The sequence below is a fragment of the Flavobacterium sp. Root186 genome (assembly GCF_001428525.1).
GTDB lineage: Bacteria > Bacteroidota > Bacteroidia > Flavobacteriales > Flavobacteriaceae > Flavobacterium.
The window spans coordinates 33501-58332 of the sequence record NZ_LMHW01000012.1; the positions used below are offsets into that span (position 1 = coordinate 33501).

Annotated in this window: 24 protein-coding genes; 8 read left to right on the forward strand and 16 right to left on the reverse strand. The window is 32.6% G+C overall.

Translation table 11 applies throughout. The features are described from left to right. Positions 1-3 precede the first annotated feature (3 nt). Together ASD98_RS11315 and tsaB are read left to right on the forward strand one after the other, a co-directional pair. On the forward strand, positions 4-1287 hold the full coding sequence (locus ASD98_RS11315; protein WP_056204492.1) for an efflux RND transporter periplasmic adaptor subunit: 1284 nt from the start codon (positions 4-6) through the stop codon (positions 1285-1287). 290 nt (positions 1288-1577) lie between these two features. Next, complete coding sequence (gene tsaB, locus ASD98_RS11325; protein ID WP_056204499.1) at positions 1578-2252, forward strand: tRNA (adenosine(37)-N6)-threonylcarbamoyltransferase complex dimerization subunit type 1 TsaB; 675 nt, start codon at positions 1578-1580, stop codon at positions 2250-2252. Positions 2253-2260: 8 nt separating this feature from the next. Here the strand turns inward: tsaB and ASD98_RS11330 are convergent, their stop codons facing one another. The 3 genes from ASD98_RS11330 to ASD98_RS11340 form a co-directional block, all read right to left on the reverse strand. After that, positions 2261-3073: a mechanosensitive ion channel family protein gene (locus tag ASD98_RS11330; RefSeq protein ID WP_056204502.1), complete on the reverse strand. Its 813-nt coding sequence runs from the start codon at positions 3071-3073 to the stop codon at positions 2261-2263. A 92-nt stretch (positions 3074-3165) separates the two neighbouring features. After that, on the reverse strand, positions 3166-3492 hold the full coding sequence (locus ASD98_RS11335; protein ID WP_056204505.1) for a YtxH domain-containing protein: 327 nt from the start codon (positions 3490-3492) through the stop codon (positions 3166-3168). A 133-nt stretch (positions 3493-3625) separates the two neighbouring features. Then, the gene (locus ASD98_RS11340; protein WP_056204508.1) at positions 3626-4525 is read right to left on the reverse strand and encodes a NifU family protein; all 900 of its coding nucleotides are present in this window, start codon (positions 4523-4525) and stop codon (positions 3626-3628) included. 143 nt (positions 4526-4668) lie between these two features. Between ASD98_RS11340 and ASD98_RS11345 the strand changes: the two genes are divergently transcribed. Continuing rightward, a complete protein-coding gene (locus tag ASD98_RS11345; RefSeq protein ID WP_056204510.1) occupies positions 4669-5658 on the forward strand; it encodes a type IX secretion system membrane protein PorP/SprF in 990 nt (329 codons plus the stop codon). 9 nt (positions 5659-5667) lie between these two features. After that, a complete protein-coding gene (locus ASD98_RS11350) occupies positions 5668-6180 on the forward strand; it encodes a gamma carbonic anhydrase family protein (protein WP_056204513.1) in 513 nt (170 codons plus the stop codon). Positions 6181-6275: 95 nt separating this feature from the next. Here the strand turns inward: ASD98_RS11350 and ASD98_RS11355 are convergent, their stop codons facing one another. The 5 genes from ASD98_RS11355 to ASD98_RS11375 form a co-directional block, all read right to left on the reverse strand. Then, the gene (locus tag ASD98_RS11355) at positions 6276-6992 is read right to left on the reverse strand and encodes a LytTR family DNA-binding domain-containing protein (protein WP_056204514.1); all 717 of its coding nucleotides are present in this window, start codon (positions 6990-6992) and stop codon (positions 6276-6278) included. A gap of 117 nt (positions 6993-7109) precedes the next feature. Further along, a complete protein-coding gene (locus ASD98_RS11360) occupies positions 7110-8201 on the reverse strand; it encodes a sensor histidine kinase (protein WP_056204515.1) in 1092 nt (363 codons plus the stop codon). Beyond that, positions 8202-8531, reverse strand: coding sequence for a DUF4907 domain-containing protein (locus ASD98_RS11365; protein ID WP_056204516.1), 330 nt, complete (start codon positions 8529-8531; stop codon positions 8202-8204). Continuing rightward, positions 8521-9528, reverse strand: a complete 1008-nt coding sequence (locus ASD98_RS11370; RefSeq protein ID WP_056204519.1) for a kelch repeat-containing protein — start codon at positions 9526-9528, stop codon at positions 8521-8523. Before ASD98_RS11370 ends, ASD98_RS11365 begins: the two co-directional genes overlap by 11 nt. Before the next feature lie 16 nt (positions 9529-9544). Next, positions 9545-10336 carry a DUF6268 family outer membrane beta-barrel protein gene (locus ASD98_RS11375; RefSeq protein ID WP_242412100.1) on the reverse strand — a complete coding sequence of 264 codons (792 nt, stop codon included), beginning with the start codon at positions 10334-10336 and terminating at the stop codon, positions 9545-9547. Between the two features lie 281 nt (positions 10337-10617). On the opposite strand from ASD98_RS11375, the gene ASD98_RS11380 reads away from it, so the two are divergent. Together ASD98_RS11380 and ASD98_RS11385 are read left to right on the forward strand one after the other, a co-directional pair. Next, a complete protein-coding gene (locus tag ASD98_RS11380; protein ID WP_056204526.1) occupies positions 10618-11946 on the forward strand; it encodes a DUF4270 family protein in 1329 nt (442 codons plus the stop codon). After that, positions 11947-13185 carry a hypothetical protein gene (locus tag ASD98_RS11385; protein WP_056204532.1) on the forward strand — a complete coding sequence of 413 codons (1239 nt, stop codon included), beginning with the start codon at positions 11947-11949 and terminating at the stop codon, positions 13183-13185. It abuts the gene before it with no gap. Here the strand turns inward: ASD98_RS11385 and murI are convergent, their stop codons facing one another. The 8 genes from murI to ASD98_RS11425 form a co-directional block, all read right to left on the reverse strand. Further along, the gene (gene murI, locus ASD98_RS11390; protein WP_056204534.1) at positions 13186-13962 is read right to left on the reverse strand and encodes a glutamate racemase; all 777 of its coding nucleotides are present in this window, start codon (positions 13960-13962) and stop codon (positions 13186-13188) included. It lies immediately after the preceding gene. A gap of 149 nt (positions 13963-14111) precedes the next feature. Next, the gene (locus tag ASD98_RS11395) at positions 14112-14615 is read right to left on the reverse strand and encodes an OmpH family outer membrane protein (RefSeq protein WP_242412101.1); all 504 of its coding nucleotides are present in this window, start codon (positions 14613-14615) and stop codon (positions 14112-14114) included. A gap of 13 nt (positions 14616-14628) precedes the next feature. Then, complete coding sequence (locus ASD98_RS11400; protein WP_056204536.1) at positions 14629-15651, reverse strand: OmpH family outer membrane protein; 1023 nt, start codon at positions 15649-15651, stop codon at positions 14629-14631. 59 nt (positions 15652-15710) lie between these two features. Beyond that, positions 15711-18467 carry an outer membrane protein assembly factor gene (locus ASD98_RS11405; protein WP_056204540.1) on the reverse strand — a complete coding sequence of 919 codons (2757 nt, stop codon included), beginning with the start codon at positions 18465-18467 and terminating at the stop codon, positions 15711-15713. Further along, entirely contained in the window at positions 18400-19140 is a 741-nt protein-coding gene (locus tag ASD98_RS11410) for an isoprenyl transferase (protein WP_056204543.1), read from the reverse strand. Before ASD98_RS11410 ends, ASD98_RS11405 begins: the two co-directional genes overlap by 68 nt. Positions 19141-19145: 5 nt before the next feature. Continuing rightward, positions 19146-19835, reverse strand: a complete 690-nt coding sequence (locus ASD98_RS11415) for a DUF6089 family protein (RefSeq protein WP_056204547.1) — start codon at positions 19833-19835, stop codon at positions 19146-19148. Between the two features lie 173 nt (positions 19836-20008). After that, positions 20009-20893 (reverse strand): NAD kinase, encoded by an 885-nt coding sequence (locus ASD98_RS11420; protein WP_056204550.1) that lies wholly within the window; start codon positions 20891-20893, stop codon positions 20009-20011. Positions 20894-20991: 98 nt separating this feature from the next. Beyond that, complete coding sequence (locus tag ASD98_RS11425; RefSeq protein WP_056204554.1) at positions 20992-21651, reverse strand: CBS domain-containing protein; 660 nt, start codon at positions 21649-21651, stop codon at positions 20992-20994. 116 nt (positions 21652-21767) lie between these two features. Between ASD98_RS11425 and ASD98_RS11430 the strand changes: the two genes are divergently transcribed. After that, on the forward strand, positions 21768-22481 hold the full coding sequence (locus ASD98_RS11430) for a pyridoxine 5'-phosphate synthase (protein WP_053471624.1): 714 nt from the start codon (positions 21768-21770) through the stop codon (positions 22479-22481). Between the two features lie 77 nt (positions 22482-22558). Then, positions 22559-24832 carry a TonB-dependent siderophore receptor gene (locus tag ASD98_RS11435; protein ID WP_056204557.1) on the forward strand — a complete coding sequence of 758 codons (2274 nt, stop codon included), beginning with the start codon at positions 22559-22561 and terminating at the stop codon, positions 24830-24832.

The following is a 24832-nucleotide window of genomic DNA, read 5'->3' on the forward strand; positions in this document are numbered from 1 at the left end:
ATTATGTCAAAAAAAACAGTTTACTTCTTAGTTGGTATAGCCGTAGTTCTTATTATAGCATTAATAGTATACAAAGGAGTAATAGGAAAGAAAGAAGAAGGAAAAGAAGTTGAAACTTCAAAAGTAATTGCTTCAACAATTGTTGAAACGGTATCGGCCACAGGAAAAATCCAGCCGGAAATTGAAGTAAAAATTTCACCTGAAGTTTCTGGAGAGATTATTTTGTTAAATGTAAAAGAAGGGCAGGTTGTAAAAAAAGGAGATTTATTAGTTAAAATAAACCCTGATTTGTATACATCCAGCTACAATCGTTCTGTTTCTAATTTATCTGGAACAAAGGCAGGTTTAACACAATCTGAAGCTAGTTTTAAAGAAGCAAAAGCCAATTACGAGCGAAATAAAACCTTATATGATAAAGGGGTTATTTCAAAATCGGATTGGGATAAGTCGATCGCTTCTTTTGAAGTAGCAAAAGCAACAAGACAATCTTCTTACTATAACGTTCAGAGTGCTTCTGCTTCTGTAAATGAAGCAAAAGACAATTTAGGACGTACCACAATTTATGCTCCTGCAGACGGTACAATTTCGGTACTGAATGTTGAATTAGGAGAACGTGTTTTAGGAACGCAGCAAATGGCCGGAACGGAGCTTTTAAGAGTTGCGAATCTTAATAACATGGAAGTTGAAGTAGACGTAAATGAAAATGACATTGTAAAAATTAAAATTGGAGACGAAGCAAATGTTGAAGTCGATGCCTATTTAAAAAAGAAATTTAAAGGTGTTGTAACCAGTATTTCAAATTCTGCAAGTACAACCTTAACATCCGATCAGGTTACGAATTTCAAAGTAAAAGTTCGTATTTTAAAAGAATCATATCAGGATTTATTAGAAGGAAAGCCAGATACATATTCACCTTTTAGACCTGGAATGACGGCCACAGTTGATATTATTACAACAACTAAAAACAATGTTTTAGCAGTGCCGATAAGTTCTGTTGTGGTAAAATCTGATACAACTGCCGTAAAAGATTTTACGGTTGAAGATCCGAACGAGAAAAAAACAGCTCCCAAAAGCGACAAGAAATTCGAATGTGTTTTTGTAAAAGTAGGAGACAAAGCTAAAATCAGAATTATTAAAACAGGAATTCAGGACGATACGAATATTGAAGTAATGTCTGGATTGAAATCTGGGGATGTTGTAATTACAGGGCCATACACAACAGTTTCTAAAGAACTAAATTCTGGAGATAAAGTAAAGCTTAAAAAAGCAGATGATCCAAAAAAGTAGATCCATAGTATGATCATTGCATTGCATGGAATTCCGGCAGAAATGATTTTTAGTTTATTTGGTGCTTTTATTGTTGTGATTATATATTTGATATGGGTGCATTACAGCGTCTATAAGACAAAATATTATAATGATGAATTTAAATATTTTGCAGTACAAAAAAGGCTGATCATATATTTAGGCTTTTTATTAGCAAATTTAGGTGTGGCATTTCTTTTATTTTGGTTATTAACCTTTATTTTTGCAACTACAATTTTCAGATGATTTTTTAATAAAAAACACTTACTACATTGTCTTTCATTCTCAATATAGAAACCGCTACCAAAAACTGTTCAGTCTCAATTGCAAAAAATGGAGAAACCATTCTCTGTAAAGAAATTGCTGAAGAAGGATATTCTCATGCTGAAAAGCTTCATGTTTTTATTGAAGAAGTTATTGCAGAATCAGGTATTTCAGTTCAGGATTTAAAAGCCATTGCAGTAAGTCAGGGGCCAGGTTCTTATACAGGTCTTCGAATTGGAGTTTCAGCTGCAAAAGGACTGTGTTTCGCATTAAATATTCCGTTAATTGCTGTAGATACTTTACAGACTTTAGCATCAAAAGCCAATGTTTCTGACGGAAAAATTATCCCGATGCTGGATGCGAGAAGAATGGAAGTGTACAGTGAGGTTTTTAATGCTGATTTAAAAGTTGAAAGAGCAATTCAGGCGGAGATAATTACAGAAGATTCTTTTGCAGTATATACAGAAAAACTTTATTTCGTTGGAGATTGTGCGGAGAAATGCAAACCGGTTTTAACTAAAGAAAACTTTGTGTTTTTAGAAGAAATCAAATACCCTTCGGCAAGAGAAATGAGTAAAATCAGTTTTGATAAATATCAAAAAAGCGACACTGTAGATGTCGCTTATTTTGAACCTTATTATTTAAAAGATTTTATGATGACGCTGCCATCAAAAAAACAATAATCTATTTTTTATTTTTGAACGGTAAACGGCTGAACAGAAATTCCTGCTTCGTCTAAAGCTGTTTTGCAATTTTCTAAAGTATCAGAAAAAACAGCGCCATAATTGATATTCTTTGCCCAGGGACGAACTGCGAAATCAACAGAACTCGCTGATAAATTTTTCACGAAAACCTCTGGAGCCGGCTTTTTAAGAACCTTTGGGTTTTTATTTAAAACGTCCAATAAAACTTCTTTCGCTTTTTTAATATCAGAGTCATAAGAAACAGAGAAAGTCAAATCGGCTCTTCTTTCACCCTGCATTGAATAATTAATAATAGTTCCGTTTGACAATGCGCCATTCGGAACAAAAACGGTTTGATTATTTCCTGTCAACATTTTGGTAACAAAAATCTGAATCTCTAAAACTGTTGCAATAACTCCCTGAGCCTCGATTGTATCTCCAACTTTAAAAGGTTTGAAAACGATAATCAGCATTCCGCCCGCAAAATTTGAAAGTGAACCTTGAAGCGATAAACCAATCGCAAGTCCCATTGCACCCAGAATAGCTACAAATGAAGAAGTCTCGATTCCGAGTTTTGAAATAAAAGTCACAAACAATAAAACCCGAAGCGCCCACAATAAAATGTCAGCAAGGAATTTTGTTAATGTTGGGTCAAGATTTCTCTTAACCATTACTTTTCTAATTATTCTATTGATTAATCGAATGGCATATAAACCAATAAATAAAATCAGTAGTGCCGATATTAATTTTGGCGAATAATCGATTAAAATATTGATGAATTTTGTAGCGTAACCGCTAAACTGTTCAGGATTGATGTACATATTATTTTGAATAAAAAAACCTTCTCAAAGAGAAGGTAAATTAATTTTTGCAAATATAGCTATATTTTGTTTTTATATGAAAATACTTTGTATTACTTCTCTTCTTCAGAGTCCGAATCTGTTACTCCGTCTTCGCTTACGTCGACAACAGTTTCTGTAACCAATTTATAATCCTCATTTGCAGTTTCAGTAATTACTTCTTTTATTGAATCAATCACATCATTTATAGAGTCAGATGCTTTTTCGACATATTCACTTACGGCATCTTTGGTTTGTTCCAGATATTCTGCTGCAGAATCAAGTATTGGTTCTGAGGCTTCTTTAACTTCTTCAAAAGTATTTTCGGCCTGATCTGCAAAATCTACTGCTGTTTCTTTTGCCGAGCCAAATAAATTGCTGAAAAATGATGATAATCCCATGGTTTTAAAATGATTAGTTAAGGTTACAATATTAATTATTTTTGGAGAAAAACAATTTAATTTTCGTTTAATTAATTATAAAATAAAAAAGCGCCTCAAATGAGACGCTTAAAATTATATACAATTAAAGTTTTTATGCATTTAAAGCTTCAACCTTAATACCTTCATCATTCAACATGCTTTTCAGCATATTTTCGATACCGCTTTTTAAAGTAAAAGTAGAGGATGGACAACCGCTGCAGGCCCCTTGTAAAATCACTTTTACAGTCTTGTCTTCTTCGTTATAAGAATCAAAAGCAATATTTCCTCCATCAGCCGCAACAGCCGGTTTTACGTATTCTTCTAAAATATTGATAATTTGCTGAGACGTAACATCTAATTTGTCAAATGCTTCATCTTTTGTAACATCATTTTTAGTAGTAGTCTGAATTAAACTTTCATCTAAAACAGTTCCTCCGTTTTCAATAAATTGTTTAATGAATGTTCTTATTTCTAAAGTGATTTCAGACCAATCGTTGATTTCGTATTTAGTAACAGAAATATAATTCTCATCAATGAAAACTTCTTTTACATAAGGAAATTTAAATAATTCCTGTGCTAGCGGAGAAGAAGCGGTCTGATCTATATTTTTGTATTCAACAGCATTTCTAGTTAACATTCTGCTCACCACAAATTTAAGTGCTGAAGGATTTGGAGTTGTTTCTCCATAAACCGTAATAGGCTGTTTTTTTGCTTTGTTTTCGTCAACTTTAATGATAACGCCGCCTTTGTCTACAAATGCAGCAATTTGCTCTGCAACATCTTCTTGGACATCGCTCCATTCTACAATGCTGTATCTTTCGATTGCAATAAAATTTCCTGAAATATAAACTGTTTTTACAAACGGCAGGTAAAACAATTGCTGTGCTAATGGTGAAGCTTGGGCTTCATCAATATTTTTGAACTCAAAGTTTTGATTTTGAGTAATAAAATCTTCAAATTCGAACTTTAGGATAGTAGGATTTTGAGTCTCCTTTATAGTGATTTTTGTCATGGTAGTAATTTTTTGCAAATTTACTAAAGTTATTTTCTACTATTACCTATATTTGATTTTTTAATAAAATAATTAAGACTCTCTTCAAATAATTCGTACTAAATTGTTAAGAGTGTAAAAATTAGACTAACTAGCCAGCCACTATGAAATTAAAAATCAAGTTATTAATTGTTTTTTTAATAACGACTTTTTATACTTATTCTCAAGAAGGAATTCCGGTTTACTCCGATTATTTATCAGATAATTACTACTTGATTCACCCTTCGATGGCGGGAGCTGCAAATTGTGCTAAAATTAGATTAACAGCCAGAAAACAATGGTTTGGCCAGGAAGATGCGCCTACACTTCAAACTTTAAGTTTTAATGGAAGAATAGGAGAGCGTTCAGGAGCCGGTATTATTGTTTTTAATGATAAAAACGGATATCATTCTGAAAAAGGAGTAAAGCTTACCTATGCACACCATATTATGTTTTCAAGAGATGAAGTCGATTTAAATCAGCTTTCTTTTGGTATTAGCGGAGGATTGATTCAGAATCAATTAGATGAAACAAAATTTGGTGGTACTTTTGATCCAATTGTTTTTGGTTCGATTCAAAAAGACTCTTATTTTAATGTAGATTTTGGAGCTTCTTATAATTATTTAGATTTTTATGCGCATGCAACGGTTCAGGGTGTGCTTGAAACCAGAAGAGAATTATATACAGATTACGAAAGTGATAATTTAAGAAAGTTTCTTTTCAGCGCAGGATATGTATTTGGAAAAAGAGATAATATTACCTGGGAACCCTCTATTTTATTCCAATTGTTTGATCAGACAAAAGAAAAATCTATTGACTTGAACCTGAAAGCTTACAAGAATTTGGATTTTGGAAGTTTATGGGCAGCTTTATCTTATAGAAGAAGTTTTGATGGAGCTCAATTTAGCTCTGGAAGCGGAGTTTCAACTCAAAAACTGCAATATTTTACCCCAATTGTGGGCGTGAATTTTAAAAACTTCATGTTTGCTTATACCTATTCGCAGGTTACAGGCGATGTAAAATTTGATACTGGCGGATACCACCAGATTACTTTAGGAGTTAATATATTTTGTAGAAAGGAACGTTACGACTGTAACTGTCCGGCAATTAATTAAAATTTTATTATGCTTATTAAATCTGTAAACGGAAAATCACCTGCAATTCCAGAAGATTGTTATGTGGCTGAAAATGCAACTATAGTTGGCGATGTTTCTTTTGGAGAATCGTGCAGTGTTTGGTTTAATGCAGTTGTTCGCGGCGATGTTCACTTTATTAAAATCGGGAATAAAGTAAATATTCAGGATGGTGCAATAATTCACTGTACCTATCAAAAACACCCAACAATTATAGGAAACAATGTTTCTATAGGGCATAACGCCATTGTTCACGGTTGTACAATTCACGACAATGTTTTAATAGGAATGGGCGCTATTGTAATGGATAACTGCGTTGTCGAAAGCAATTCGATTGTGGCAGCCGGAGCGGTTTTAACTCAAAATACCGTTGTTCCTTCAGGAACTATTTTTGCCGGCGTTCCTGCCAAAAAGGTAAAAGATATTGACCAGTCTGATTTTGCTGGAGAAATTGAACGTATTTCAAACAACTACGTAATGTATTCTGGCTGGTTTAAAGAATAAAATTCAATAAATTCCAAATAATAAAAATTCCAAATTTCAATGTATTGTCAATAAATATTGGAATTTGGAATTTTTATTTTTGGAATTTAATAAGCTTATAAATTGATTTTTTCGAAGAAAGCGTTTTTATAACTTTCACTTATTGGAATGCGTTTATCGCTAATCAAAACTTTATTTTTTTGAATTGATTTTACGTGTTTTATATTGATAATGTAAGATCTGTGAATTCGCGAAAATCCTTTGCTTGAAAGCAGGTTTTCTAATTTTATTAAACTGATTAAAGTCAGTGTGAATTTATTGTCTGTCGTGTAAATTTTCACATAATCCTTCAACCCTTCGATAAAAAGAATATCCGAAAAATTCATTTTTACATTTTCATATTCAGCTCTCACAAACATAAAATCCTGTTCAACTTCTGGTGTAGCAATAGTTTCAGAAATTGGATGAACAGCTGCTGCAGGGTTACTGATTTGCTGTGCCCTAACTACCGATTTTAAAAAACGATGAAACGGAATTGGTTTTACTAAATAATCAACTGCACCAAGATTAAATCCTTCAACGGCATAATCAGAATAAGCGGTTGTAAAAATTACCAAAGGTTTTTTTTCGATTGTATTTAAAAAGTCAATTCCTGAAAAATGCGGCATTTGAATGTCAAGAAAAATCAAATCAATATTATTTTGATTGATAAACGAAACAGCATCGATCGCATTATTAAAAGTGTTGACCAATTCAAGCGAATCTACTTTCTTGACAAAATCTTCTAATAGTTCAACTGCTAAAGGTTCATCATCTATAATTACACATTTCATCTGTTGAAAATTAAGTTTTTAAATTTGTTTTGGCAGTCAAAAGTAGTTTTAAACCAATGAATTAAGTTTTAAAATTATCATAAAAATACGCAATTAATTCGAGTATCAATTTAACGTTTAAGTCGTTTTAATTTCGTCTAATTTCAGACTTAAATGAACGCGATAAAATTGATTGTCTTGATTAATAGTTAGTTCGTGTGCGTTTGGATAAAGTAAATCTAATCGGCTTTGGATATTTATAAGTCCGATGCCTGAATTGTCAGGATCTTTTTCATAATTTTCAATAGTATTCTCAATCCAAAAATCCAGATCATTTTCAGAAATGAATATCTTAATTTTTACGTGTGTTGCACCTTTGTAATCGGTTCCATACTTAAAAGCATTTTCCACAAAAGAAATTAATAATAAAGGCTCAATAAACTTGTTTTTGGTATTGCCGTGAACATTTATTACAATGTCTTCAATATTATTAAGTCTGAGTTTTTGCAACTCAATATAATTCTGAATATAATTGATTTCTTTCTCTAAAGCCACCGTTTTGTTATCTGTTTCGTAGAGCATATAGCGCATTAATTCAGATAAGGTTACGATGGCATCAGGAACCAAATCAGATTTCTTATGTGCCAGAGAGTAAATACTGTTTAATGAATTGAATAAAAAATGCGGATTGGTTTGCTTACGCAGATATATCAATTCTGTATTCGTTCTGTGTGTTTCGGCGATTAATTTGTTTTGCTGATTATTATAGAATTCTGTCAGCGTTCTAATAACGGCACTTATCGTAATAATTAAAATATAGAAAAACGACGGGCCAATTTTAAAAAACAATGGCTGGTGTCTCGTTGCCAATATGACTCTGCCTCTTCGCTTAAACAGGTTAATTTCTTCGGGCTGAATCATTCGTGGTCTTACATGTTTAAATTCAGGAATAAAATAATGAATCCTGATAATCATAAAGACGGCGATAATAATAAAAATGAACAGAAAATATTTCCAGTATTTTTTCTGTAAAAGAAGGGCAGGTACCAAGTAAAAATAATTCAGATAAAACAACAAAATTCCCGTTGCCCATTGTACATAGAAATCATTATTGATTCTAAATGGACTTTCATAAAATTGAATCAGCGATGTCAGAATAAAGAAAATCCAAATCATAAAATGAAAGAGTATTTTATTTGAATTTGTATTTTTAATGGTATCTAGTGTCATTTATAATTTTATTTTTAATAAAATTAATTCATTTTTGGTTACCGTTGGAGATAAGTTTTGTTTGAGTTTTTCAACTACAAAATGAGCTGTTTTTAAGGCATCTTTTTCTGTCGAAAAACTTTTATTATCATTTATTACAGGAATAATCGATTGTTTAATTATGATTTTATCTTTATAAGAAATCGAATATCCCCAGCCTGAATTTGTTTGGAATGATTCAGTTTTAAAAACCTCCTTTTTTGTACAGGAAACAATTTGTAAAACCAGAATCAAAAGCAATAAATTCTTCTGGATTTTACTCCAGAAGAATTGTTTAGTATTAATTGTCATCGTCGCTTTGTTCATCTTGAGGCCTAAATTCCCATGCATCGTCAAAGTAAGTAGAACCTACTCTTCCTAGCATATAAAACCCGCGGTTGTTAATTGTAAAGCCAACAGCATCGGTTCTTGTTGCGCCCTCCATAGCTGTTCTTTCTTCCCAAAGATCTGATGAAGGATTGTATTCCCAAACGGTTTTGATGTTTTCACCGCCCACAACATATCCTAATCCGTTCATTGAGAAACTAGAAGCATTAGATCTTGTAATGGCATATTCATCATTCCAAGTGTAATCATCATCCGTATCTTTATCGATATCTCTTTTTCTTGTCCAGACATCAGTTGCGGGATCAAATTCCCAAAAATCTTCCTGATAAACCCCATTGTTAACTCCAGTTACCAAATAAGCTTTATCTGAAATTACAAATACAGTTGCATTACGTCTTTTATTACCGCTAAATCCGTTTACAAGGGTCCATGTATTTGCTTGGTCGTCATATTGATAAAAGTCTTTTAAATAATTTCCATCATAACCAGTTCCAAAATAAGCTTTTCCGCCAGCCTGAAACCCAACCGCACCATAACGACCGGTTCCTGCAAAATCAGCTTTTTGAGTCCAGCTGTTGCTTGATGGATCGTATTGATAGAAATCTTTCAGTTTGTTAGTTCCATCATAACCAAGTCCAACATAACCTTTATCATTTAATGTAAAGCTAGATGCCGAACTTCTTGCAACACCTGAGAAATTAGCTTTTTGCTCCCAGTAATCTCCAGTTGAGTTGTAAGCCCATAAATCTTTTAAATATTCATCTCCGGTATAACCCGTTGCTACATAAGCAAAATCTCCAATTACAAAACTTGTTGCACTAGATCTTGCAGGACCGTCAAACGCTGATTTTTTAATCCAGTTACCTACTAAATCATCATCATCGTCATCATTGCTGCAGCTTATAAAAAAGAGGCTCGAAAGCAGGGTTGCGAATAATATTCCTTTTTTTAGATTATTCATAGTGTTTAAAATTTATTTATTGTTTGTATTTGATGCCAATTCCTAAAATGTATCCGTTACTTATGTTGAAATCATAAACGGTATGATTTTCACCGTCGGTTAATTTGTATTTTTTGTCAAAATCATATCCGGCTTTAAAATTTAAAAACCAGTTTTTGTCAACATTTCTTTCATATTCAAATGAGGTTGTCATTTGTGATAAAGCAGCTTTTGAAGCATTTTTATCTATTTCATTCTGAATATTTAAATTGTAAAAACTTCCATTGAAGCTGTTACTTAAACTAAAATTGTTTCTTATGTTATTCGAATAAGAAATCCTTGAATCCGGAAAACCAATCAGTAAATTTGCGTTGTCATTTACTTTATAATTTAATGATGCTGAAGGCAGAAATTTTGGGTTTCCAAAAACACTTGTTCTTGCTGCTCCAATACTTAAAGTTGTTTTTGAATTTAACTGCTGTTTTATTTCAAAACTTCCTAAAAGTGTAAAATCAGAAAAACCTAAATTTTCTTGAAAACTGAATGTCGGCGTAACTGAAAAATTCAGTTTTGTCGAATTTGATACTTCCTGCGAAAATTCAAATTTGTTCTTAATCAGCTGCAGCTTGTCTAAATCTTCAAACGATTCGTAACTGCCTAAATCATAGTTTAGATTCAAATTTGAATATTCCAGCGTATTTGTTATCAGGCTTTTTGGACTTATTTTTTTGCTGAACGAGATACCAATATCCGTTTCAGTAAAATCAATTTTGTCAGTAGGCTCTGTTTTCAAATTCAGCTGCACTGAAAATTTTTCCTGTGCTTTCATATTTAGAAATGACACTAAAAAAACCGAACAAATTATAAACCTTATTTTCATTACTTATTTATTGGTTCAAAAGTAGGTTGGAGAAGGTTTTAAAAAAAAGAAGATATATGTATGGGTCTTTTTGATAGACAAAACAGCCTTTTTTAAGGTCGAATGAAATATTTATTTGCGATATTCTATTGTAGATGTTTTTTCGCCGTTTATAGTCTAAAAACGCGAGACTGTATATGTTATAGTGTGGTGCAGAAGACTGCATTTTATATTTGCTCAAAAAATTGATTATGGGCAAGTTTTTATTAATGTTAGTTTTTGCTTTTACTTTATTTTCCTGCGGTACAGATACTGATGCGGGAGAATTTGTTGTTGGTTCTGATTATTTGGCTGTGAATAATAAAGTTGTTCTGATCGACACGCTGACAGTCGAAATGTCCACTATAAATTTCGATTCGCTCGTGACTTCGGGGCAAAGCCGTATTTTGGTTGGTAATTATGATGATCCTGTTTTTGGAAAAGTAAAATCAAACAGTTATTTCCAGCTTTCTGCAAGTTCTTATGCCTTGAATAATTCAGGTTCAGATACTGAGGCTGTAAATTTCGTTTTTGATTCTATCTCAATGATTTTAAAATATGATAACTATTATTACGGAGATACTACTCAGGTTCAAAAATTTGACATTCATCGATTAATACAAAAGGTAAAACCCAATACAGACGATGACAGTTTTTATAATAACTCAACCTTAAGTTACAGCGACGAAAGTCTGGGCACTGTTTCGTACAAACCCCGCCCAATTGAAAAAGATTCTATTAATATTAAAATGAGTAAGGATTTTGGAGATGCGCTTTTTCAAAAAATAAAAAAGAGAGAAATTACAGGTTTGGATAATCTTACAGAATACTTAAAAGGATTAGTGCTTGTTCCTTCAAGTTCTAATTCATCAAGTGTAATAGGTTTTCATACGACTACCAGTAAAGTTCGGATGTATTATTCAAAATATCAGGGCGATGCAGATGCAGATTCTTTTTTTATTGATTTTTTGATGTCAAATACTTCAACACAATTTAATTCTATTTCGCTCGATAAAACAGGAACTATAATTCAAAATTTACCCATTTCGACCAGTAAACTTTCAAGTTCTTTAACAAACAAACAAGGATTTATTCAGTCTGGTACCGGAGTTGCCTGCCGTATTGATTTCCCGAATATAAAACAGCTTAAAAACATTTCAAGTAACGGAGCCATTGTTGACGCTCAAATGTTCATAAAACCTGTAAACAATTCATATTCTAATAAATATCCTCTGGCAGATTCTTTAAAAGTATATGTGGGCGATAATTTAAACAGAATTAGCGGCAGTTTGCTTAATGCTGCAGGAGCGGCAGTTTATGGGACTTTGAGCCAGAAAAGCGACGAGTTTAATGAAAATATAGGCTATACCATTCCACTTGGCAGTTTTCTACAGAAAGAAATGCTGAAAGCATCAGATTCAAGATCATCCCTGATATTAACATTACCCGGAATTTCTAAATCAGTTAACAGACTTGTTTTAGGAGATCAAAAACATCCCGAAAATAAAATTCTAATAAAAATTTATTACCTCTCCTATTAAATGAAAAAGAAAATAATTTTTGTAAGCTGCTTCATTTTAATGGCGCTGACTTCATTTTCTCAAAGTATTTCGAGTTCGCCCTATTCATTGTATGGTTTAGGAAGTGTGTATGATGCAGATTTTGGTGCGATTTCATCAATTGGATCTTCCGGAATTGCTTTGCCATCAGAAGGTTTTATCAATAATCTAAATCCGGCGTCTTTAGGTTTTATGCCTTTAAATCATTTTATGCTTGATGTTGGCGGAAAAGCCATTGGAACAACATATCAAAGTAAATCCAAAACAGAGAAGCGAAATAACTTTCAGTTTTCTCATTTGGCTTTTGCTTTTCCGATAACAAAGAATTCAGGGTTTAGCATTGCGCTTAAACCTTATTCGAGTTCTACGTATAAAATTTCAAATCTTTTACTGCCTATTGCCGATAGTCAGGAATCGTATAATTTGTCTGCAACCGGTTCTGGAGGATTAAATAACTTTGATTTTTCATACGGATATCGTTTTGGTAAAAAACTGACTGTTGGAGCTTCTGCAGCTTTATTATTTGGAAATATTGTAGACGACCGCACCTTTACTATTTTGAATTCCATTACTACAGTTCATAAAAAAACAGATTATAACGGACTTCGTGCTACTTTGGGAACGCAGTATAAAATTGATTCGACATTAACGATTGGAACAACTTTTAAACTTCCGGCACAAATTAAAGGATCGAAAGTTCAATCTGTTGAAACAATTACAGATGGCGTTTCTAATGTTATTGAGTCTGAAGTAGGCTCTGATGTTGATGATTATTATATGCCTTTAGAAATAGGAATAGGGATCAGCAAACGCTTTAAGAATGTTTTGAACATGACTTTAGATTACGAAAAAAGTTTGTGGAATGATACCAAACAGTCTGATCTTTATGGGGATTTTGTAAACCAGGACAGATTTGCCCTGGGATTTTCTTATTTTAATGCTAATAGAAATATTCGAAAGTACTGGGACAGGATAACGTATTCTGCGGGAGCAAATTTTGATACCGGTTATCTTGAAGTCGACGGAAAAAGAGTTAACAACGCCTCAATTTCGGTTGGAATTAATCTCCCAATCGAAAACACTTCTTCGGCCTTAAATATTTCATATTCCTATGGTCAAAGAGGTAGAATATCAGAGAATCTTATTAAGGAAAATTATCATAAGATATCTCTTAATTTATCTTTAGATGGAATTTGGTTTGTGAAACGAAAGTTTGATTAATTAAAAGTCTTTTTCAATTACCGGATATTTATCTTCTAAAATAGATTTTAAAACCGCTGGATTTGAATTGACATAAAATATAGGTTCACTTTCTGGAGTGTCAGTAAAACCGACTTTTTCACGCAAAATATTTTGTGTCTGTCTTGCTACTGCCTCTCCAGAATCTATGATCTGGATATGATCCGGAAGTATCTTTTTAATCTGCGGAATTAAATAAGGATAATGACTGCAGCCTAAAACAAGATAATCAATATTTGCATCAATCATAGGCTGTAAATATTCCTCTAATAATTGAGTCATTTCCGGAGAATATAAATTGCCATCTTCAATTAATTTAACCAGACCGTAACCCACCTGTTCAATAATTGTAGTATGCTGAAACATCTCTGCAGTTTTATTAAACAGTTCACTGTTTAAGGTTCCTTTTGTAGCCAGGATTCCAATAACCTGTGTTTTAGAATTATTGGCTGCGGGTTTTATTGCAGGTTCAATTCCTATAAACGGAACATCATAATCATTACGAAGTTCCCAAATTGCATTTGTTGTTGCAGTATTGCATGCTACTACAATTAATTTGCAATTATTTTCAAGTAAAAATTCTACATTTTTTTTACTTAAGGCAACAATTTCTTCCTTTGACTTTTGACCGTAGGGAGCATTTTTACTATCGGCTAAATAAATTGTTTTTTCGTTTGGAAGTAAATCGTGAATTTCTTTCCAGATTGAAGTTCCTCCAATACCAGAGTCGAAAACGCCTATAGGATTATTGTTTGTCATAATACAAAATTAGTATTTTTTGAAATAAAAATATATTCCAATTTAATAGAAATCTGGAAATATTAATGCATTTTAATTTTAAATAAATGTAAAAAAAAACTGCTTAAATTTTTAAAATTTAAGCAGTTTAATTAAAAGGAATTCGTTTATTAGAATCCTAAGTCTTTTTTCACATCAGCAGTAATGTTTGGACCATCAGCTAATAAAAGAGTAGAGCCATCTAAAACATATTGGAAACCTTTAGCTTTACCAACTTTTTGGATAGAAGCTCTTACTTTTTCCATTAAAGGTTTTACGATGTCAGTTTCTTTTTGTTGAAGTTCTTTTTGAGCATTGTCTCTGTAGTCAACAATTCTTTTTTGCATATCCTGAACTTCTTTAGAACGATCTCCGTTTATAGCTTCAGTTACAGTTGCAGCTTCAGCTTCATACTTTTTAATTTTAGTTTGGTATTCGTCAACCATTTTTTTGTATTCAGCATCATATGTCCCACTTAATTTTTGCAGTTGATTTTGAGCATCTAGCATAGCAGGCATTTTCGACATAATCTCGCTAACATCAACATGGGCAACCTTCGCCTGTGCGTTCATTGTGTTACTTGCTCCTAAAATAAGTATTGCAGCAATTAGTAAAGTTTTGATTTGTTTCATCATTTTTAAAAATTAATTAATTATTGGTCGTATTTGTTTTTTGTGTTTCGGCCTCTTTCGCTTTTTTAGCCGCTTCTCGTTCCTCGAGGATTTTTTTTCTTCTTTCTTCTAATTCTTTTTTACGCTGTTCGTAAAGCTTTTGTCTTTCTGCTGCTTTATCTACTGCCGGCTCTGTAGCTGCTGGATCAGTAGTTGTTGCGGCAGGTTTGGCTGTTTCTCCAGTTTTAGTCGCTTCAGTTGTTTTAGCTGCTTCGGTTGTTTTTGCTGGTTCAGAAACCGTGCCATTTTTTTTAGCTTCTCTTTCTGCCTGAATTGCTTTTCTTCTGTCGTCGTATTCTTTTTTCTTAGCTTCCTGCTCTAATCTTCTATCTTCAATCAGTTTTTCTCTTGCAGATTTCTTTTCATCCAAAGCCTTTTGACGATCTGCCATTGCCGGATTTTCATCAATAGCATTTTCTTTACTTTCCTTAGCTTCCTGATCTTTCAATTGTTTTTTAGTCAATTGTTCTCTTTTCTCGGTTCTGTTTAGAACACGCAACACCTGATCACTAATATCAAACCTTTTATTGCTAAAAAGCATTGTTAAATCTGACGATTTATCAAAAATGAAATCATAATTTTTAGCTTCTGCAATATCTTGAACGGCTGTAAAAACCTGATCCTGAATTGGCTTTGCTAAAGCTGATTTCTGTCTCATTAAATTTCCGTCAGCTCCAAACTGTTTTTGCTGATATTCGAGCATCTCGTTTTCCTGAAATTTGATTTCAGTTTCTCTTTCATCAATTAATTCCTTAGTCAATAAAGCTTTTTCGGTCTTAAGATTTTCTTTAAGAGTATTGATGTTTAATTTTTTGGCTTCTATTTCTTGTTTCCACTTTTGAGCTTTTAGCTCTAGTTGTGATTTTGCTTCTTTGTAATCAGAAACATTTTCCAAAATATATTCCATATCAATGTAACCGATTCTAGTCGTCTTACCTTGAGCCTGACTTGTATTTACCGCAATCAAAACTAAAAATATAAATAAAAACCGTTGTTTCATAACATTACTTTATTTTGAATTTTTAGCCAAAGGTATTAAAATTTGTACTAAAACCCGCACTAAAACTGTTGACCAATAATAAAATGTGTTTCCCAGCCATTTGCCTTGTTTGTAACTGACCCAGGAAGCGCATCAAAACCGTAACCGAAATCAATTCCTAATAATCCGAATGCAGGCATGAATACACGTAAACCAGCACCAGCAGAACGATTTAAGTCAAACGGGTTATAATCTCTAAACGTTGGATAAGACGAACCTGCTTCTAAAAAAGTCAATGCATAAATCGATGCAGACGATTTTAATGTAATAGGATAACGTAATTCCATCGAGAATTTGTTATACACAGTTGCGCCAATCTGTTGTCCTAATGAATTAACAGGTGTCAGCGAGTTGTTCGGATAACCTCTTAATTGTATTGTTTCTCTACCATCCATAGAATAGTTTGCCATTCCATCTCCTCCTAAATAGAAACGTTCAAACGGAACAACACCTCTTGATTGATCATAAGCGCCTAAGAAACCAAATTCTGTTAATGTTCTTAAAACTAATTTTCCATACACTTTAGTATACCAGTCAGCTTTAAATTTTACTTTATAATATTCTAACCAGTTATATTTCTTTTGATCGACCTTCGCAACATCAGTGTCAGCGCTTTTATAATCAGATCCTACACTCACATATTGAGAAGATCCGTTTATAACTTCAGACTTCATATAATCACCTGAATTTATAGGCTGGCCGTCCGGACCCACTTTTGCATCTCCGATATATTGTACTTTGTATTCTTTTTGATTTCCTAAATCTCCGTAATTAACGCCATTAAATAATGAATAAGGAGGTGTGACTTTTGCAGAGATACTAAACTCAGAACCATAAGTTGGGAATATTGGGTTAACCCCTTTATTACTTCTTGAAAGTCCTATAGTATAAGCAAGGTTTCTTGATGCTCCGTTGCCAAATGTAAACAATCCTGTATAGTAATTGTTTAAGTCATAATGCTGATAACTCACAGATTGTGAAAGAACGAAATAATCATCCGGCACAGTTAAACGCTTCGCTAAACCAACTTGTACTGTAAAAATATTAAAACTTTGGCTTCTATCTACGGTTCTGGTTACATAATTGTTGTTGAACTGTTTACTGTATGAAATTGATGAACTAAACTGTACTGGTTTTTTACCTCCAAACCATGGCTCAGAGAATGATAAACTGTATGTTTGGAAATAAGTACTTCCTTGTAAACGTAGTGCTACTTTTTGTCCGTCTCCCATAGGAAGCGGTTTATAAGCATCTTTATCAAATAATTTTCTTGCAGAGAAGTTGTTAAAAGATAAACCTAAAGTTCCAATGAAACCTCCTCCTCCGTAACCTCCCTGAAGTTCAACCTGGCTAGATCCTTTTTCTACTAATTGGTATTCGATATCAACTGTTCCTGCAGCAGGATCAACGTTTCTAAATTCTGGTTTAATAGCCTCCGGATCAAAGAAACCTAATTGACCAATTTCACGAATAGTTCTAACTAACTCCTCTTTGCTGTATTTGTTTCCTGGCTTAGTTCTTAACTCACGGTAAATAACGTGGTCATTTGTTTTGTCATTTCCAGTAACATAGATTTTATTGAAATAGGCGATAGGGCCTTCTGTAATTCTAATCTCGAAATCAATTGTATCGTTTACGGTTTTTACCTCTACAGCATTGATTTTAGAGAATAAATAACCGTTGTTTTGGTATAAGTTTGTAATATCTTCTCCGTCAGGTTTCGAGTTATCAGCGATTCTTTTTTCTAGTAAAACACCATTATAAGTTTCTCCTCTTTTGATACCTAAATAACGGTTTAACTGCTGATCTGAATATACGGTATTACCTAAAAATTTAATATTTCCGAAGTAATATTTGTTTCCTTCTTCTACATTAATTTTTATAGCAAGCATATTTTTATCCTTGTTATAAGTAACAGAGTCATAAATAATACGTGCATCACGATACCCTTTTTCTTTGTAGGTCGCGATAACTTTTTCTAAGTCGGTTTTGTATTTTTCAGGAATAAATTTTGAGGCTTTAAAAACACGAAGCAGGTTTTTCTGTTTCGTATCTTTCATTGCAGCTCTTAATTTTGTATCAGTAAGCTGCTTGTTTCCTATGAAATCAATGCTGCTGATTTTAACTTTATCTCCTTTATCTACTCTAACAAGCATGTTTACCTGATTTCCGGCAGTACTGTCAGGAGTAGTAGTAATGGTAACTTTTGTGTTGTAAAAACCGTCCTTTTTATACTTGTTTTCGATGTAATTTTTAGTAGTCGTAATTAAGTTTTCGTTTACAATTTTATTTTTAGTTAAATTGTTATCCTTAATCAATCCTTCGATTTTACTTTTCTTAACGCCGGTGATTTTAACTTCATTTAATTTTGGAAGTTCAACGATATTTAAATCTAAATAAATACTGTCATTTTGGACTTTATTAATATAAAAAGCGATCTCGTCGAAAAGACCTAGTTTACCTAATTTTTTGATAGCGCCAGTGATTTCTTCACCTGGAACTGTTATTTCATGACCTACCTGAAGGCCTGAGAAAGTAACAACAGTCTGCTCATTGAAGCTTATTTTACCAACAACTGAAACTTTAGCCAGAACATATTTTTTTCCTTGGTCAAAAGGAACTCTATCTTGAGCTTTAACTTGTGAAAAACTACCCAATAGCAAAAGGGTACAGATTATTTGTGGTATTCTTTTTTGCAACACTAAAAAATTATTTAATTTGTTCACTGGTTTTTCCAAATCTACGTTCTCTTTTTTGATAACTAATAATAGCCTCATATAAATCTTGATCTTTAAAGTCTGGCCACAAGACATTAGTAAAATATAATTCTGCATAGGCAATCTGCCAAAGCAAAAAATTACTTATTCTATGTTCTCCACTTGTTCGTATTAATAAATCTACGTCAGGTAAATTTTGCGTGTAAAGATGCTCATTTATAATTGAATCGTCAATAGTGTCTATTGAAATTATATTATTTTTAACTTTATCACTAATCACTCTGACAGCATTTACCAATTCCTCTCTGGAACCATAGCTTAAAGCAAGGGTTAAGGTTAGTCTTGTGTTGTTTTTGGTCTTCTCAATTACGCCTAAAAGTTCTTTTTGGGCTGATTTTGGTAATTTGTCAAGATTTCCAATTGCATTAAGTCTGATATTGTTTTCTTGAAGTGTAACTAACTCTTTTTTTAAGGAATTGATCAATATTTTCATTAACGCCTCCACTTCCAGTTTAGGACGATTCCAGTTTTCTGTAGAAAAAGCATACAAGGTTAGATATTCAATACCTAGTTTAGCACAAGTTGTAATTGTTTTTTTTACAGATTTGGTACCGTTTTCATGTCCAAAAGCTCTTAAAAAGCCTTGTTGTTTAGCCCAGCGCCCGTTTCCGTCCATAATGATGGCCAGATGTTTTGGTAAGTTTGATTGATCTATAGAGTCTAGTAAATTCATTTTTATTATTCTGCGCAGTAGCAAGGTTTTTGTCCAAAGGTATAGGTTAAAGTAATACCTGAAAAGACATACCAGTCATTATTATTTAAATTTCCGAATTTTAGAATGTTTGCATTGCTGGTATCAGGATTACTGCCGTCGATATTGTCGGTAAAAGTATATCGTGCTCCAACTTCAGCACCTATAATAAAATGAGGAGTTACATTTGATTTAATTCCGAGTGTTATGGGTATTGCAAATGAATTAGAATTTATCTTTTGCGTTGTATTAATACTGTTGATATCACGATATAAACCATCATAAATGAAAAAACTTAAACCTGAATATATATAAGGAGTGATTTTTGTATGATAATCATGAAGATTAAAATCGAAAAAGTTAAATTCTAAACCAGCAGAAAATTCTTTTACATCGTTTTCAAAACGATATCCTCTGTTGCTGCGACTTGTTTCATCTGAATCAGCATCATTTCCAAGAATCGTAGATTGTGTATAGGAGAAACGATAAGAGTGTCTTGGACTTTTGTTCCATTTGTACAAAATACCAAAAGCCGGTTTATTTGGGTTAATGTAAGTTGTACTTCCAACATCACCAACAAAGTTACTTCCGCCAATAAAAACACCGAGCTCATTGATTTGAGCATTAAGTGTAATAAAAGGGAAAAAACATAACAATAAATTAAAAATTTTCTTCATTTAATTCAAAATTGCGTGCAAATATAATAATTATCAATACGAATCAAAGTTCCTTTAGATAAATGTGCTTTTTTTTCAATTTACATTATGATTTTGAGCAATTTAATGATGATTCGCTATATGCAGAACGAGAAAATGTGGTATTATCGTATAGTGATGAAGGAGAAAAGAGTTTAATTTCTCTTGTCTTCTCCCCAAAGCAGTTTGTTTCTTAAGGTTTTTAAGAAAGTTTCGCCTGGAATTTCAACCATTTTTATTTTGTAATCTGTTTTTTTAATCTTAAGAACCGATTCGTTCTTTACCGAAGAAATTCTCGAATCTAAAGAAACCAAATATTGGTCTTCTCTTCCTGTTACACGTAAAGTGATTTCTGTATCATCTGGTATAACAAGTGGTCTGGCGGTTAAATTATGGGGAGCAATCGGCGTAATTACTAAACTTTTTACATCTGGAGTTAAAATAGGCCCGCCGCAGCTTAATGAATATCCTGTAGATCCTGTTGGTGTAGAAATGATTAAACCATCTGCCCAGTAAGAGTTTAAATATTCATTGTTCAAATACGTTTCTACAGTTATCATCGAGGTGGTATCTTTTCTGCTGACTGTAACCTCGTTCATGGCAAAATTAAGTTCTGCAAATGCATCATTTTTAGGTTCGCAGGATATGCCCAGCAAAGTTCTTTCGGATGTTGTGTAATTTTGATCGATCACAAATTGCAATAAACTGTCAATATTTTCTTTTTGAACTTTTGCAAGAAACCCTAATCTTCCTGCATTTATGCCTAATAAAGGAATACCTGAATTACGAACAAAAGCTGCAGCTCTCAAAATAGTTCCATCTCCGCCAATACTAATCAGCATTTCAAAACTATTGTCTAATGTTGTAATTGGAGAAAAGGTTTTATACTCCTTTTTTATAAGCTGCTTGTCATAAAGCATATTTAGGAAGTTTTCTTCGATTACCATTTCTACATTCTTGGAACTAAAAAACGAGAAAATGTCTTTTATAATAGGTTCGGTACTGTTTTGATAATATTGTCCGTAAATGGCTATTTTCATTCTTTTTAAATTAGATAATTTGTCAACGTGTCAATTAGATAACTGGAAAATGCGAAAATTATCTAATTAACTAATTCTCTCATTGGCACATTAATAATTTATATGTTGAGATATTTGTCTAAATAATCAGAGCGTTCTTTCAAACTATTAATATAGGTGTCTTCCTGATGTTCTGAAATAATTTCATAACCATATCTTCTATACGTCTGAATAATCTCATTCATTGCTCCCAAACCTATTTTTATAGTAATCTGAACATTTTCTATATCAGCTTCAGAAACAAAACAGCCTAATATTTTACCATTATTGCTTTCTACAATTTGAGTTACTTCACTCATCGAATAATCCAGCAGCCCTTTTTGAACAATAATAATTCCTCCTTGTTCCTTTAAAAATGGCGTTTCCTGAAAAAACTTCATAATATCTTCCATTTCATAATAGCCTATGTAGCTATTATTCTCATCAAGAATTGGAATAATATTAGTGTGATTTTTTGCAAAAACTTCCAGAACATCCAGCCAGATCATTGATTTTCTGGCAAAAAAACGTTCTAAAGTGTATTTGTAGTCAATAGCTTTTTTATCGGTATCAAACGTTTCAACATCATCAGAAGAAATACTTCCAATGAAAATCCCATCTTCTAAAATCGGGAAATGAGAAAAATTTACATCGATAAAAAAGTCCTGAATCGAGGCTATCGTTTCCTGACTATCAATCGCTCTGAAATCATTTGTGATATAGTTTGTAATTTCTGTCATAAATCAATCGAAGATATTTGATGCAAAATAATCAAAAAATACCAAAAACTGCTGCGTTTTACTTTGTATTTTTGTCGTAACAAATATAGTGTTACTTGAATTAATTATCTATTTATATGACAAAGTTAAGTGTAAATATCAATAAAATTGCAACGCTTCGAAATGCGCGAGGCGGAAATGTACCTGATTTATTAAAAGTTGCTGTCGATATTCAGCGTTTTGGAGGGCAGGGAATTACCATTCATCCACGTCCGGATGAGCGCCATATTCGCTATCAGGATGCACGCGATTTAAAAGCAATTGTTACTACCGAATATAATATTGAAGGAAATCCACAGCATAATTTTATTGATTTGGTTTTAGAATGCAAGCCAGATCAGGTTACATTGGTTCCGGATGCAATTGGTGCTATCACATCTTCTGCTGGTTGGGACACGATCAAAAATCAAGATTATTTAACTGAGGTCATTCAGGAATTTCAAAGAAACGGAATCAGAACATCGATTTTTGTTGATCCGGTTTTAGAAATTATCGAAGGAGCTAAAAAAACAGGAACTGACAGAATCGAATTGTACACGGAAGCTTTTGCACATCAATATGATTTAGGAAATAAAAACGGGATTGATCCTTATGTAAAAGCTGCAGAATTAGCAAATGAATTAGGTTTGGGAATTAACGCCGGCCATGATTTAAGTTTAGATAATATTCAGTTTTTCAAACAAAATATTCCGGGATTGCTGGAAGTTTCAATTGGACACGCACTAATTTCAGAGGCACTTTATCTTGGTCTGGATAATGTTGTCAATATGTACTTGAATAAATTGAAATAAGATTAAAATTAAACAATTATAACCTGATATAATTGGGTTATAATTGTTTACTTTCGCGCTTTTCTTATTAAAATTACGTGTCGAAATCTATTATTCTTTTTTTATTATTTTCCTTTTCCAACCTTTTTGCACAGTCAAATGTCCAAATAAAAGGAAATGTAAAATCTTTTGAAAACCAAAATCTTGTTGGTGCCAATATTTCTTTAGAGATTAATCAGAAACAGCTGTATACGATTACAGATACTTTAGGTAATTTTTCAGAAAGCATTCCCTCAGGTAATCTGATTATACAAATCAACCATCTAGATTTTACGCCAAAAACTATTTATTGTAATGTTTTTAAGGACACTGTATTTTCTATTGTTTTAGAAAAAGATATTTCGCTTTTAAAAGAAGTAATTATTTCGAATGATAAGAAAAACGGAATCAAAACTTTATCCGGCGGTAAGCTTTCTTTTAATTTAAAAGAATTAAACGCTGTTCCAACACTTTTAGGAACTACAGATGTTATAAAGCTTTTGCAATTAACACCCGGAGTGCAAAATTCCGGAGACGCAAACGGCTATTTGTACGTACGCGGTGGCGATCCGGGGCATAATGCCATCTTATATAATGAAACTCCAATTTATGGAATGTCACATCTGCTGGGTATTTTTCCTTTTTACAATGCAGACCATATTAAAGATGTAGAATTTGATAAATCAAGTTCAAACGCAAAATATGGGGGACGATTAAGTTCTACGACACTTTTAAACACCAATAAAAAAGTACCGTCAGAATTTTCGATTCAGGGAAATATCGGAATTTTGGCTTCGCAATTAACATTGGCAGTTCCTCTTAATGATAAAACAGGGTTCTATATTTCCGGAAGAAAAACTTATATTGATGAAGTTGTAGGGCCAATATTAAAATCAGGTTCAGAAACCAATGATGTTCAGGATATGAAATATGGTTTTTCTGATGCAAATTTTACTTTTTTATCCCAAATTTCTAAAAAAAATCTATTTTCATTAGACGCTTTTTTTAGCGGAGATAAATTGAAAATAAAAGATGAGAATTTGGCACTGCGAACCGATTTAAAATGGAGCAACTTTACCGTTTCACCATCTTTAACCACAACATTTTCTCCAAAAGTAAGCATGTCTAATTCCGTTTATTTTAGTCATTATTCTAATGATTTAAGTATGGAACAGGCAACAATTCAATTTGGAGTTTCTTCTTATGTGAAAGATTTTGGGTTTACAAATGCCGTACGATTTTCAATTCATAATATTCCATTTGAGTCAGGATTGCAATATGTTTATCACAATTTACAGCCTCAAAAAGTTAATGTAGAAAACCTGACAACGCTTGATAATTATTCTCAAAGAATAATTAATGCCAATGAAGCAGCGATTTTTGTAAACGCTAAACCTAAGTTATTTGAAAACGTAACGGCCGATTTAGGACTTCGAATTAATTACTATACTTCGGGATCAGATTCTTATTTACATTTTCAGCCTCGCGCTGTCGTGAATTATTATCCGAATGAAAAATATTCATTTTACGCTTCATACAACAGACAATATCAATATCTGAGTTTAATTACAACTTCAAGCGTTGGTATTCCAACTGATTTTTGGATTGCGAGTTCTGATGGAATAAAACCGCAATCGTCTAATGAATTTTCTATTGGCTCCAATCAAAATATTACCAGAAATTTTTCATCTTCTTTTGGAGGATTTTATCGTTCGATGAAAAATCTACTGGAATATCCGTATGGAATAACGCAATTTAATGAAATTACAACACTGAAAAATGATTTGTATGTGGGTGAAGGAAAAGCGTACGGATTTGAAATGATGCTCAAAAAAAGTAACGGAAAATTTACTGGCTGGCTGAGCTACACCTTAAGCTGGTCTGATCGAAATTTTGATGAATTAAATAATGGGAAAACTTATTTTGCAAAATACGACAGACGCCATAATCTTTCGGTAGTTGGAATGTATGATTTAAACTCAAAATGGAATTTTGGAGTTACTCAAATTTTTGGTTCCGGAAATCGGTTTACAATGCCAACTTCCTGGTATTTTATAAACAACAATCCTGTTAAAGAATATTCAGGATATAATAATGCGCAAATGCCAGATTATATTAGAACTGATCTTTCTGTCAATTATTATTTTATAAAAACTTTGAAGAAAGAAAGTGCTTTAAATTTTTCTATTTACAATGCATTCAATATCTCAAATCCAGTTTATGTTGTTTTAGATGTGGAAGTAAATGAAGATAAAAGCAAAGTTGTGGTAAAACAGGAAAAAAAAGTATTATACCGAATTCTTCCTTCTGTTAGTTGGAGATTTAAATTTTAA

What these genes read in the sequence shown, in the direction of transcription:
- ASD98_RS11315 (WP_056204492.1), top strand. Translation starts at nt 4, where the DNA reads ATGTCAAAAAAAACAGTTTACTTCTTAGTTGGTATAGCCGTAGTTCTT.
- ASD98_RS11330 (WP_056204502.1), bottom strand. Translation starts at nt 3,073, where the DNA reads ATGTACATCAATCCTGAACAGTTTAGCGGTTACGCTACAAAATTCATC.
- ASD98_RS11335 (WP_056204505.1), bottom strand. Translation starts at nt 3,492, where the DNA reads ATGGGATTATCATCATTTTTCAGCAATTTATTTGGCTCGGCAAAAGAA.
- ASD98_RS11340 (WP_056204508.1), bottom strand. Translation starts at nt 4,525, where the DNA reads ATGACAAAAATCACTATAAAGGAGACTCAAAATCCTACTATCCTAAAG.
- ASD98_RS11345 (WP_056204510.1), top strand. Translation starts at nt 4,669, where the DNA reads ATGAAATTAAAAATCAAGTTATTAATTGTTTTTTTAATAACGACTTTT.
- ASD98_RS11350 (WP_056204513.1), top strand. Translation starts at nt 5,668, where the DNA reads ATGCTTATTAAATCTGTAAACGGAAAATCACCTGCAATTCCAGAAGAT.
- ASD98_RS11355 (WP_056204514.1), bottom strand. Translation starts at nt 6,992, where the DNA reads ATGAAATGTGTAATTATAGATGATGAACCTTTAGCAGTTGAACTATTA.
- ASD98_RS11360 (WP_056204515.1), bottom strand. Translation starts at nt 8,201, where the DNA reads ATGACACTAGATACCATTAAAAATACAAATTCAAATAAAATACTCTTT.
- ASD98_RS11365 (WP_056204516.1), bottom strand. Translation starts at nt 8,531, where the DNA reads ATGACAATTAATACTAAACAATTCTTCTGGAGTAAAATCCAGAAGAAT.
- ASD98_RS11370 (WP_056204519.1), bottom strand. Translation starts at nt 9,528, where the DNA reads ATGAATAATCTAAAAAAAGGAATATTATTCGCAACCCTGCTTTCGAGC.
- ASD98_RS11375 (WP_242412100.1), bottom strand. Translation starts at nt 10,336, where the DNA reads ATGAAAGCACAGGAAAAATTTTCAGTGCAGCTGAATTTGAAAACAGAG.
- ASD98_RS11380 (WP_056204526.1), top strand. Translation starts at nt 10,618, where the DNA reads ATGGGCAAGTTTTTATTAATGTTAGTTTTTGCTTTTACTTTATTTTCC.
- ASD98_RS11385 (WP_056204532.1), top strand. Translation starts at nt 11,947, where the DNA reads ATGAAAAAGAAAATAATTTTTGTAAGCTGCTTCATTTTAATGGCGCTG.
- murI (WP_056204534.1), bottom strand. Translation starts at nt 13,962, where the DNA reads ATGACAAACAATAATCCTATAGGCGTTTTCGACTCTGGTATTGGAGGA.
- ASD98_RS11395 (WP_242412101.1), bottom strand. Translation starts at nt 14,615, where the DNA reads ATGATGAAACAAATCAAAACTTTACTAATTGCTGCAATACTTATTTTA.
- ASD98_RS11400 (WP_056204536.1), bottom strand. Translation starts at nt 15,651, where the DNA reads ATGAAACAACGGTTTTTATTTATATTTTTAGTTTTGATTGCGGTAAAT.
- ASD98_RS11405 (WP_056204540.1), bottom strand. Translation starts at nt 18,467, where the DNA reads ATGAGGCTATTATTAGTTATCAAAAAAGAGAACGTAGATTTGGAAAAA.
- ASD98_RS11410 (WP_056204543.1), bottom strand. Translation starts at nt 19,140, where the DNA reads ATGAATTTACTAGACTCTATAGATCAATCAAACTTACCAAAACATCTG.
- ASD98_RS11415 (WP_056204547.1), bottom strand. Translation starts at nt 19,835, where the DNA reads ATGAAGAAAATTTTTAATTTATTGTTATGTTTTTTCCCTTTTATTACA.
- ASD98_RS11420 (WP_056204550.1), bottom strand. Translation starts at nt 20,893, where the DNA reads ATGAAAATAGCCATTTACGGACAATATTATCAAAACAGTACCGAACCT.
- ASD98_RS11425 (WP_056204554.1), bottom strand. Translation starts at nt 21,651, where the DNA reads ATGACAGAAATTACAAACTATATCACAAATGATTTCAGAGCGATTGAT.
- ASD98_RS11430 (WP_053471624.1), top strand. Translation starts at nt 21,768, where the DNA reads ATGACAAAGTTAAGTGTAAATATCAATAAAATTGCAACGCTTCGAAAT.